9 protein-coding genes and 1 tRNA gene are annotated in these 11,926 nt (G+C 34.3%); all 10 read left to right on the top strand.

Going from position 1 to position 11,926, the window contains the following annotated elements; genetic code table 11:
* The first annotated feature begins 30 nt into the window (after positions 1 to 30).
* The 10 genes from N3F66_13290 (at position 31) to N3F66_13245 (ending at position 11,811) form a co-directional block, all read left to right on the top strand.
* Positions 31 to 618, top strand: coding sequence for a hypothetical protein (locus tag N3F66_13290; protein ID MCX8125118.1), 588 nt, complete (start codon positions 31 to 33; stop codon positions 616 to 618).
* 117 nt (positions 619 to 735) lie between these two features.
* Positions 736 to 1,842, top strand: coding sequence for a VWA domain-containing protein (locus tag N3F66_13285; protein MCX8125117.1), 1,107 nt, complete (start codon positions 736 to 738; stop codon positions 1,840 to 1,842).
* A 199-nt stretch (positions 1,843 to 2,041) separates the two neighbouring features.
* Positions 2,042 to 3,982 (top strand): cytoplasmic filament protein CfpA, encoded by a 1,941-nt coding sequence (cfpA, locus tag N3F66_13280; protein ID MCX8125116.1) that lies wholly within the window; start codon positions 2,042 to 2,044, stop codon positions 3,980 to 3,982.
* 159 nt (positions 3,983 to 4,141) lie between these two features.
* On the top strand, positions 4,142 to 5,368 hold the full coding sequence (locus N3F66_13275) for an ion channel (protein MCX8125115.1): 1,227 nt from the start codon (positions 4,142 to 4,144) through the stop codon (positions 5,366 to 5,368).
* 9 nt (positions 5,369 to 5,377) lie between these two features.
* Positions 5,378 to 5,899, top strand: coding sequence for a cyclic nucleotide-binding domain-containing protein (locus N3F66_13270; protein ID MCX8125114.1), 522 nt, complete (start codon positions 5,378 to 5,380; stop codon positions 5,897 to 5,899).
* A 24-nt stretch (positions 5,900 to 5,923) separates the two neighbouring features.
* Positions 5,924 to 6,388 carry a tetratricopeptide repeat protein gene (locus tag N3F66_13265; protein MCX8125113.1) on the top strand — a complete coding sequence of 155 codons (465 nt, stop codon included), beginning with the start codon at positions 5,924 to 5,926 and terminating at the stop codon, positions 6,386 to 6,388.
* 6 nt (positions 6,389 to 6,394) lie between these two features.
* Entirely contained in the window at positions 6,395 to 7,540 is a 1,146-nt protein-coding gene (locus N3F66_13260) for a hypothetical protein (GenBank protein MCX8125112.1), read from the top strand.
* 375 nt (positions 7,541 to 7,915) lie between these two features.
* Positions 7,916 to 7,998 (top strand) — tRNA-Leu (locus N3F66_13255).
* A 485-nt stretch (positions 7,999 to 8,483) separates the two neighbouring features.
* The gene (locus tag N3F66_13250) at positions 8,484 to 9,731 is read left to right on the top strand and encodes an HD domain-containing protein (GenBank protein MCX8125111.1); all 1,248 of its coding nucleotides are present in this window, start codon (positions 8,484 to 8,486) and stop codon (positions 9,729 to 9,731) included.
* A 262-nt stretch (positions 9,732 to 9,993) separates the two neighbouring features.
* Positions 9,994 to 11,811 (top strand): methyl-accepting chemotaxis protein, encoded by a 1,818-nt coding sequence (locus N3F66_13245; GenBank protein MCX8125110.1) that lies wholly within the window; start codon positions 9,994 to 9,996, stop codon positions 11,809 to 11,811.
* Positions 11,812 to 11,926: the final 115 nt, after the last annotated feature.

The following is an 11,926-nucleotide window of genomic DNA, read 5'->3' as shown; positions in this document are numbered from 1 at the left end:
TGTGTATAAGAGACAGATATAAAACAAATAATGAATTTGCTACAGGATATAGTCCCAACTGATTTTGTTGTATCCGACAAAAAACCGGTTGATGCAAGCGGGTATGTCCCAAAAACGGTTGATTATATTGCATACTATAAAAAGTGGAATATTATAGACCAGATGATGAATGGGCACATTCCTTCAGAATTAGTATATGCTACGTTTCATGTTGTTGAAAAAATAAGTGCTCAGCAATTACCTGAAGTGCTTAATAATGTTGCATTGACAAAAAAGCTCAACAAATTTGCCGAAGTGGAAGAATCTGTTCTTATACCAGCATTTATTATTGCTGCTAACAGTGATATTGATATGCCACAGTTGAAAAATGCAATACTTGATTACTATGTTAGCCGAAGTGTAAGTCACGAACTGGAATTTGATATTATGATGATTATTGGTAAGGGTGTAATTATTAAAGATTGGAGAGAGAAAAGGAAATTTGTAGCTCTTGAGACTGAAGAAGACACGTTGCTATGGTTTTTCATTCTGATGAATGAGTATCTGGATGTAGATAAAAAGCATTCATTAGATTTACGAAATTATGTAAAAGAAACACGCCGTTACAAGGAGTATTAAGTTATTAAAAAATAATAATTTTACTTGACTAATGTTTTTTTATCATTTAGTCTTTTTTAACCAGTTAAGCTCTAATCATGCTGAAAAATAAAATATTATTTATATAAGGAGTTCGCCTTGAAAGCAAAAAATAGCTTATTTAATTCAATAATTGTATTTGTCCTGTGTATTGGTGTATGCACAGCAGGGGCATTTGCAAAATCAAAAGATTTGCTTCTTGTTATTGATACGTCGTTATCTATGGCTGGCTATGGTGGAAAAAATATTATGCCGCTGGTAAAGCAAAGCCTGCCAAAATTTATTGACCAGCTTGATGATAACGATAGCCTTACACTGATAACTTTTGATACTCAGGTAAAAATCTATCCAACAGTGTATATCAAACATAAAAGTAATAAGGATATACTCAATAAATACATTTCAATGGTTGAAGCAAGTGGCAAGTGGACATATACAATGGCCATGATGAATGCAGTGTTTGATAAGGCAAAGAAGCTACAGGCTGAGGATCCTGACAGGGAACAGGTTATCATCATTATAACCGATGCTATTGATGACCCTCCACCATATGCACGAGAGCATCGGTATGATATCAAAAAAATTGCAAAACAGTATTCGGGGAATGAATGGTTTATATTCTTTGTCAATTTAGGGCAAATGCAAAAGGATAGCCATATTGCAAAAGTTCAGAAAGAAGTTAAAGAAAGCATATCGCAGTATACAAAGGTAATTGATGCACAGGAGGGTCTTGACAAAGTCATAACACAGGATCTTAAAAAAGATATAGATGCCATGGCAAAGGTTAAGGAAATAAATACACGCCCCTTCTATATGCACCCACTTTTTATTATTGTTGTGGCGATAGCTCTTTTAATAATCCTGTTGCTTTTACTGCGTCGTGCAGCACAGCTTAAAGTGAGGGGTGCACTGGAGTATTGGAATAATGAGCTTTTAGATCCTACAATAGAAAAAGTCAACCTTACAGCAAAAAACAGTAAAACTATAACTATTGGTAAAGATAGCCATAATCTTATCAGAATTCATGATTTTGCATTACGTACACCAATACTGCTTAAAGCAGTATGGATTGATAAAGGTGTTAAATGCCAAATTGTTGCACCTGAAAATACAGTACACTTTGTCAACAGGGATCCAGGTGATATTCTAAAAGATGGTGATATATTTAAAATAGCCAATTACACATTCAAATATTATGAAGGATGAGGTATACTAATAATTAAAAATTTTTTTAAAAATTTAAATAAAGCGTTGACAAGCATAATGATATTAATTTAAATATTACTTTCAAACGCTTTTCATTAAAGATATGCGGTAATGTTGGATTGCATACGGTGCATCATTAAAGTTTAATTATATATTATGCATCTTTGACAAAAATGTATTTAATCAAGGAGGTCAATAAATGTCAATAGCTCAATTCCCAAAAAGCCCTAATAAAGTTCATCCAACCGAACCCAGTGCGGTTGGTTCAAGAAATTCATTAGCTCAGGAAGGTCGTGATAAGGTTGCTGAAGCAAGGCTTATACTGGATGAAACGGTAGACAAGCTGGTAAATCATGTACAGAACAAGCTTCCTGAAGAAGTATTGAAAAAACTGGATGTTATGGGTGGTTTGAAGGAAAAGCTGTACAATTATGTCAACCAGACTTACGTAAACATGTTTAACCGCTACACTGTTACGATGGAAGATGAATTTATTAAGAAAGTCCGTGATTTTGTGGACAGGGAAGAAGCAAAAGGACTAGCCCGCTATACCCCACGTGAAATAATGGAGCTTCTTGATAAAATAGGCGGGTCGGACAAATTTAATACCGGCGAAATTGAAAAATCCATTGTGAACATGTACGGGCACTTGCAGGGTCATATCCAGAGAGGTATGAATGATTTAGAAAATGAAACCAATGCAATACTTCGCCAGAAAACTGACGTTGGTGCATTTATCCGTGGTGAAAATGCTTACGCAATTATAAAATGCGTATTCAAGGATAATGAGCTCAGGCCAAAATATGTCTATGATGTAAAGCTATCTGTAAACATCCTTGATAGCGAATTAATAAGCCCTATTTACCATTATCAAGTAACAGTTGAGTCATTGTTGAAAGACGCTATTCAAAAGCATATCCATGAGTTGATTGATAAGCAGATTCAGATACTCAAAGAGGAATTGCTTGATCAGGGCAAGAGCGAGCTCACAGGTACCGAAGTAATGTTTGAAAAGATCAAGAGGATTGAAAATTTCACTGATGATGAAAAAGAAGATGAAAAATCAAAACGCTACACAATACTGGCTAAGAAATTCCTTGATAAGATTGAAGGACTTCGAGCTGAGATCGATATTGAAGAATACGATCCACTAAATATTCGTGAAAATATTAAGTACATCATCGATGAAGAAAATATCCGTAACCGCGGTTACAACACTGCTGTAAATGCTATTACTTCAATACTTGATACATCAAAGCTTGGGTATCAGGTATGCGATAACATGAAAAATGCACGTATATGCCAAATTCGCGAATATGAAGAGCTGGATAGGACTGTTCTTCCGGATGAGCGTTATGCGATACGGCTTGCATACTATGACCAGAACCAACTGCGTGAAGCAAAGAAGGAATACGACCGCCAGATGGATGCCTTTACACGTGAAATCTTGAGAGTATGGGATGTTGTGCATGCTCACTATGAATCAAAGAAGAGATTCCGTTCGCTCCGTGACTTTGATGATTTAGCAAACAGATTAATGTCACGTGAATGGAGAAGGAATAAACGTGAAGAAGATGCTGATCCAAATTCAGTATTGTGGAATGAGATTGGCGAAATGTATAATGAAAATTCCTTCGTTGAAAAAAATAATAGAACCTACGAAGATAGAATCCATAATTTGAAAAACAAGTTAAAATATTTGCGCGAAATGCTGCAGAAGATGCACGGATTCCAGAACCCAATTGAAAGGGTTATTCTTGATGAGCGCATCAACTTCCTTGAAAGAAGGTTTAATGAATTTACCTATAAGATCAACCCTCATCATATACAGCCTGGTTTAGTGCTTGATGTTGATGTAACAACAATCAAGCGCAAACAGTATATGCTGAAAGGTATGGCAAATGTATTGAACGAGTTCCTCTATAGTGTATCACGTGGATTCCAAGATGCTGCATTTGCAACATTCAAGCGCAGAAGATCTACAATTCGTGAAGACATTGACCAGTCGTTTGCCCAAGCTGAAATGAAAGAAGATATTTTTGAGGCTGCATACAAGGCACAGTCTGAGGGAGAAATAAAAGGCTCTGTTGATCTATCTTCTTCCAAGAGCAAGCCTAAGAGAGGTTTGAAAGAGCTATAGAAAAGAGAGAAATATAATAATAGAATTTAAAAAGGGGAGATTTTTCTCCCCTTTTTTTATCGTATTTATTTAAAGTGACATAATAATTTTGTAATCTTTTTTTCATTACCATTCGATAATTGATATGAGCTATCGCATAATGTAAATATACGGAATTATATGAATGTAACATTTAAAAACCTGAAAGTATTAAAAAATTTGCGAATAATTTTCAATAATTTAATGCGCAGTATGGTGTTTAGAATTTTTGCAGTATGCTTTGTGGTATTATTCATTTTTTCAACAGCTATATTTTATATTGAAAAAGGATACACCCGCACTTATACAACTTTAGACGGACAGGAGGTTGTAAGGAGCAATATAAATTCCTTTGAAGATTCAATATGGTGGGCAATAGTAACTTCTACAACTGTAGGGTATGGGGATAAGTACCCAATATCACGGTTAGGAAGGTTAATTGGTATACTGACAATGTTTTTTGGAATGGCGTTGGTAGGGGTAATTACTGGTAATATTGCCTCAACGCTGGTGGAAAAACAATTAAAAGAAGACAGGGGGCTTAAGCCTGTGAAGATAAAAAATCATTATGTTATTTGCGGCTGGAAAAAAGATATGGCAATGGTTCTGTCCAGCATAGCAAAGAGGAAAGAGGATTTTGCAGGTTATGATGTTGTTCTGGTGTGCATGGCTGAGGCTGAACAGATAGAAAACTTAAAAGGTAATATTCTTTTTTCCAATATACATTATGTGTTTGGGGATCATATTGATGAACATGTTTTAAACAGGGCTAATATACGGTATGCAAAAAAAGTGCTTGTGCTGGCGGATGAACTGGGTAAGTCAGGACAGGATGCCGACTCGCGTACTGTGATGTCAGTAATGTCGATTAAGGCAATTTCAAAAAGTGTTTATGTATGTGCAGAAATTATTGACCAGAAGTATGAACGATACTTACGTTTATCAGGGTGTGATGAGGTAATCCTTACAAATAATTACAGTAAAAACATAATTGCTGATGTATTTGCAAAAAGCGGACTGGCGCATGTTATAGGTGAACTTATTGATGTAAGTACTCCTGTGTCCTTAACCACTGAGGAAATTCCTTCCCACTTTATTAATAAACCGTATAGTAATCTTGTGGAATATTTTGGTAAAAAAAATAAGATTTTAATTGGACTTTTAGAAAATACAGGTAATTTTTATGAACGCAAGCGGCTGGCATTACAGGAAGCCCAAAAGACGCCTGATATTTCAAAGCTTGTGGATAATTTAAGGATTGTTAAAACAATGATACCTAATTACCCAGTGTTGAATCCTGATAAGAATTATATAATTAAAAATTTTTCCAAGGCTGTTCTGATTGAAGGTTCCAGTGAAATTGGTTGAGGCAAAAGTATGGTAATCAAAGATAATGAAACGGTAATCAGGAAATTACACAAGCTATCCCTTTTTAAGGGTTTGGATTTACAGGTTATTAAGGATATAGCTAATTTGTGTAATTATAAAAAAATAAAAAAAGGAAAAATCATAATTAAGGAAGGTGACTTTGGTGATGAATTATATATTATAGTTAATGGAGAGATAGAAATACAGAAACGGACATTGCAAAATGAACCATATACTGTTGTGGCAATGAATGCTTTTGAAAATCCGCTATATGTTGGCGAACTTGCCATGATTGACAGGGACAAACGTTCGGCCACAGTTGTTGCAAAAAGTGATTGTGATTGTCTAGTACTCAAACGCAATAATTTCATTAAATACGGTGATGCCAATCCTAAAGTAGGTTTAATTTTAACAAGAGCTATCGCCCTACAACTGGCACAAAGGCTCAGACGTACCAATGAAGATGTCATAACTTTGTTCAGTGCGCTGGTTGAAGAGATAGCTGGTGAAGCTGAAGGGTTGCTAAAGTAATTGTAGTATACGTGGAGTAACACTATGAAAAAGGTAATGTTGATACTGCTATTAATTTTTGTTTTGCCTGTGGCAGCTCAAGAAAAAAGAACTATGCAGCAAGAAGCTGATGATAAAAAGTTTCAACAAGGGTTGTTTTTTATATCTGTTAATGAGCACCAGAAAGCCCTGAACGAATTTTATGAATATTTAGATATTTATATTGACGGATTGCACAGGGCAAAAGCATATCGCTTTATAGCAGCTATATATTTTGATAATTCGCAATATACAAAGGCTATCACTATTTATAAACGTCTTTTTGAGGAATTTCCCTTGACGGATGACGGCATATATAGCCTTTTTCAGATTGGAATATGTTACAACAAAATGGGTTTTGAAGATGATGCAGTAAAGGCGTTTACCCAGCTCATAAAAGAATATCCTGATTCAAATTATGCAAAAGATGCTGCTACAATGCTTGAACTTTTAAAGATTGCTAATGATTAACAAATAATGCCAAAAAACAATTATCTTAAACTTGCACGGCTGGCTTTGATGATGAACCGACAGTCGGCATCATCAATACCAATCACATTGACGCTTCTTAAAGTATTTGACCAGGTATTATTACCACACGAAGTAGATTTTTTACTTTCTATGGGGTCAGAGCCAGCAGTAAAAGATGAAATATTTAAAAAAGTAAACTTGCCACCTCATAATGCTTGGGAGATTTTTTCAGCACTTATTGGCAAAGGGATGATCTGGTCACAGCAAAATAATGGTGAAGAGATTTTTAGTGTTTCTCCTATCATGTTAGGGTGGTTTGAAGTATATTTATGTAACGGCAGCAGGGCACCTGAAAAAACGCAATTTGCACACTGGCTTACTAGATTGTTTAATTCGTGGAAAAAGTACAATATAACGCCACTACGGCAGCTAAGAAACTGGAGTAACAAGCGCAATACTCCACATAATACAATTAAACCAGCAGGATTACAAAAGGAAATTATTATTAATAAGCAGATAGTTCCTGAAGCAAGCCAAGTGATGTCAGCAACCTCCATACAGGAATTAATTGCACGATATGTCAATGATGGGCTAATTGCAGTTGTGCATTGTTTTTGCCGTCAATGGAAATCACTGGAAGGAATTGAATGCAGATTGAAAATGCCACTTGAAGCATGTATTGTGCTGGGTAAATTCAGCCAGCATGCAGTCAAATATGGATTTGGGCGTTTTATCAACAAAGATGAAGCAATAGGCATTATTGAAGAAACAAAGAAAAAAGGTGGTGTACATATTGTATGGCATGAAAAAGATAACCTTGATAAAGATGAGATAGCAATATGCAACTGCTGTTGGGATTGTTGTGGTGTTTTAGGTTCATATAATAGGGGTATAAATTCGCTTCATTTCAAAACGTATTATTATGCCAAAATAGCAAACATTGAGAAATGTACTGGATGTGGGTTATGTGTTACCTGTTGTCCTGTAAAGGCTATTACATTACAGGATAACCGTCCACTTTTTGATAAACACAAATGTATTGGTTGTCTGCAATGCTATCATAAATGTAAAAAGGATGTTATAGGAATTCAATATGAAGATAGGGAAGTTTTTTTGCCTCTCTTGAAACCTTCACAGATTCGTTTACCATAAAAATAAATATAATTTAGGAAAGTTATAGATTATATCTAGTAGGTTCAATATAAAAAATATGTTGGTTTATATAGCTATTCCTTTTTATTGAGTATAGAGTAAATATTTTATTTATTATACATTTGTTTTTTTATTAAGGCTACTATGCTTTATTTTGTGACTAAAACATTAAGGTAGGTACTGTAAAACTTTTATAAAAATAATTTTAAAGTAGTTTACATTTATCCTTCATTAAATAAAATTGATTTTTGGTATTTTGAGGGATTAAATAGTAATATCTTAAAATTTATCGAGAAGTGGTTACTTTGTGATACATTTTTCTTGACATAAAATGTGCACAAAATATTATGTTTATCATAATATGTTGTGTTATAAGCCCAGGTGGTGGAACTGGTAGACACGCATGCTTGAGGGGCATGTGGGAATCTCCCGTATGGGTTCAAGTCCCGTCCTGGGCAAACTATTACAAAAAGGCTGTTCTTGGAAACAGCCTTTTTATATTAATTTAGTTTTTAAAGTTTCATTATAGAAAGAGGAGTCAAAATTATTTTCTTAAGCTCTTGTGTTTAAAGCATTAATACATAAAAGGTCCGTAATAAATAAAAATAAAAAGATAACTAAAGTATATGCAATTGTCACGATTAAGGTATTCTTAAGCTGATTCATATTTCTGAATGTTGTGTATATTTTTTCTAAAGTTAATAAATGACATAATTTTATAATATGTATGCAATATTGATGTTGAGCTAAGCTTGCCCTTGTGTGTATCAAATAAAATATCAGAATTTAAATTATTACAGTTGATAAAGTTTTAAGAATATGTTAAAAATAAAGACAATTTGACGTTTTTTTGGTTCATTGATAACTTTGTAGTATTATATTTTATGGAGAAATGAATAATTGTATTAATATAGTTTAATTTTGCTAAAAGTATAGAGGGAGCATGTCGCTTCTTGTTGATGTTTTTATGGCATTATCGCGATCTATTGATCTGGTAGATCCGAATATAGGTGGTCATAATAAACGAGTAGCATATATTGCTGGTCGCTTGGCCCATTGCATAGGATTAAATCCTGATAATATTACAAAGACGGTTATTGCAGCTGCGCTTCATGATATTGGAGTTCTTAAAGAAGCCGATTATAAGGAATTAGCCCATTTTGACTATGAAGGTAGCATAGACTATCATAGTATTATGGGCTATCGCTTTCTTGATTCTTGTCCTTTAACAAAAAATATTGCACCCATAATTAAGTATCATCATGTATCACATTCAGAAAAGAAAAACATAACTGAAGATAGTATTCCGATAGCTTCAGAAATTATCCATATTGCAGATAGAGTGGATGTGCTTATTGATTATAGATCTGATCTTCTCACACAAAAAGATGCAATATGTGATTCTATTCGTGAGCATTCGGGTAATAGGTTTAATCCAGAACTTGTTAAATGTTTTATTTCATTAGCACAGCAGGAGTCATTCTGGTTTGACCTGCAATTTAATAATATAGAAAGAACAATAAAAGGATATATTTTTTATAATCCAATTTTAACACTTGAACAAGCCCATGATATTGCAAAACTTTTCACAAAAATAATAGATTTCAGAAGCCGATTTACAGCATCTCATTCAACTTCGGTAGCCATGGTTGCCCGAGAGTTGGGACGATTGCTGAAGTTTTCTGAAAAGGAATGCTTGATGCTTGATATTGCCGGTCATCTTCATGATATTGGGAAGCTGGCTATTCCATTATCAATACTTGAAAAACCGGATAAACTTTTAGTGGATGAATGGCGGGTAATGAAACGTCATGCATATTTTACATATCAAATACTTAATGAAATTGATGATCCAGTTTTCAAAATTATAAATGAATATGCATCGTTACATCATGAAAAAATGGATGGGAGTGGATACCCATTTAAAATGGCTGCACAAGACTTAACCATGGGTTCCAGGATACTGGCTGTTGCTGATATGTTTACAGCGTTAGCCGAATCACGGCCATATAGACTTGCTATGGATGATTCAATGCTTATAGATGAATTGAAAAAAGCAAAAAGCAAATCACTTGATCCATATATTGTTGATGTGTTAATTTCTCATTATGGTGAGTTGAAAGAAGTGCGCAAAAAAGCATTTTGTGAAACTATTAATGAATTTGAATCAATATTTGATAAAGTGCAATAGAGAAATTTTTAACTATAATTTGGTCTTTATTACTCTGTATGTCATTTAAATATCTGATTTGAAAAACCCGAGTTTTTTAAATTTGACAATTGAACACAAATTGAGTATAATGTGAATCATTTTAAGTGGCAAATATCGATATAGTTTTCTTGCAATTTTAGCATTTATAATTAAAAATTAATTAATTAAAATATGTGATATTTGTGTTAGTTTATTAACATTGTGTATCATTTAAAAATATACAGTTGTTATAGAGGGGTGTATGAANAGGGTTATTAATATAATACGTAATTGGACAATTAAAACAAAGGTTACGGTAGGTGTTATAACTGTTTTAGTATTAAGTCTGGCATTTACCAATATATTTTGGCGGATAAGCTATATAAAAGAGGTTGAACGTCAATTTGTTGATAAAGCTCGCTCTATATGTACAATGGGTGAGGCATTCCGGGAATATATGGCTGATAACTGGGATCGACAGATTTATGATAAAGAATATCTTAAAAAAGACGTTAAAGGTAAATTTGTCTATACCGTTCCTGTTTTTTCATCAATAGTTGCGATGAAAAAGAAAGCCAAAGAGTTAGGATATGAGTTCAGAGTACCTAAAGAATATCCTCGTAATCCTGCAAATACACCAACTCAATTTGAACAAAAGATTCTCAATGAGATTAAATCAAAAAATTTATCTGAATATTATTTAATTGATTATGAAAATGATTCGTTGCGATATTTTAGACCTGTTCGATTGACAAAGGACTGCTTAATATGCCATGGGGATCCTGCGCTATCCTATACCTTATGGGGTAGAAAAGATGGCAAAGACCCCACTGGAGGTCCTATGGAGGGCTGGAAGGAAGGTGAAATTCACGGAGCATTTCAAATAATTTATTCATTAAAAGACTACTTTAAAGCCAGGCTTCAAATATTAATAATTAGCATCCTTGTAAATGCAATAATATTGGGGATAGCGATAGCTCTCATACGTGGTGTGGTGCATAAAGGGTTACATCCTTTGGATGAAATGGTTATATCCTTAGAGGATATTAATAAAGGGCATGGGGATTTGACGCGTAAAATAGCAATAGAACGAAATGATGAAGTAGGGAAACTGGCACTTCTATTTAATCAATTTATTGATAATTTGCGAGATCTAATATTAGCAGTGAAAGATGCTGCAGATCATGTTGCATCATCATCAGTACAAATGACACAATCAAGTCAGCAATTGGCTAATGTTGCGCAGGATCAAGCAGCATCCATTGAAGAAACTTCCTCAGCAATGGAAGAAATAAAAGCAACTATTGATTCGGTATCTGAGAATGCAAAAGGTCAAGCAAAAAAAGCTGATGCCACCAGAAGCTCTATGGAATATTTAGCTGATGCAATAGAAAGGATAAACCAACATGCCCAGGATGCATATAAAATGGCTGATGAAACCCATAGCTATGCTAAGGAAGGTGAAACTGTGTTAGGAAGCACGGTGAGTGGAATGAGAGAAATTAATGAAAGTTCGCGAAGGATTACTGAGATAGTAACTATTATATCAGATATTTCTGATCAGATTAATCTATTATCGTTAAATGCTTCTATTGAAGCGGCAAGGGCTGGCGAACATGGAAAAGGTTTTGCAGTTGTTGCAGAAGAAATATCAAAGTTAGCAGACCAGACGGCGCAGAGCTCAAAGGAAATAAATAAGCTCATACTTGAGACTAATCATAAAGTTAATGCAGGCTCAGAGCTAGTTGAAAAAACTGCAAATTCATTGCGCAAGATAATTGAAAATGTAAAAACTACTGCCGTATTAATGGAAAATATTGCTCAATCGTCTCAGGAACTTAATAGAATGAGCAATAATGTGAAAAAAGATGTTGAAGAAGTTAATAAAATGTCAGAAGAAATATCTGTAATGATGGAAGAACAGAGTGCATCAACCAATGAAATAATTAAAGCAATTAATCAAATTAACGAAGTTACGCAAGTAGTATCAAGCGGCTCTGAAGAACTTGCAGCAGCTAGTGAAGAGCTGTCATCTCAAGCAGAAACGTTAAATACTATCGTGAAGCGATTTAAGGTGTAACTTTTAATGCTCTGACCCCCAAAACTCTGTACTCTCTGCGTACTCTTCGTGATGTATCATTTATTTTATTTCACGCAGAGAACGCGGAGAGCGTGGAGATGGGGAGATAAGGCTC

The organism is Spirochaetota bacterium, assembly GCA_026414805.1.
Classification (GTDB): domain Bacteria; phylum Spirochaetota; class UBA4802; order UBA4802; family UB4802; genus UBA4802.
This window is presented reverse-complemented; position numbering and strand designations above follow the sequence as displayed.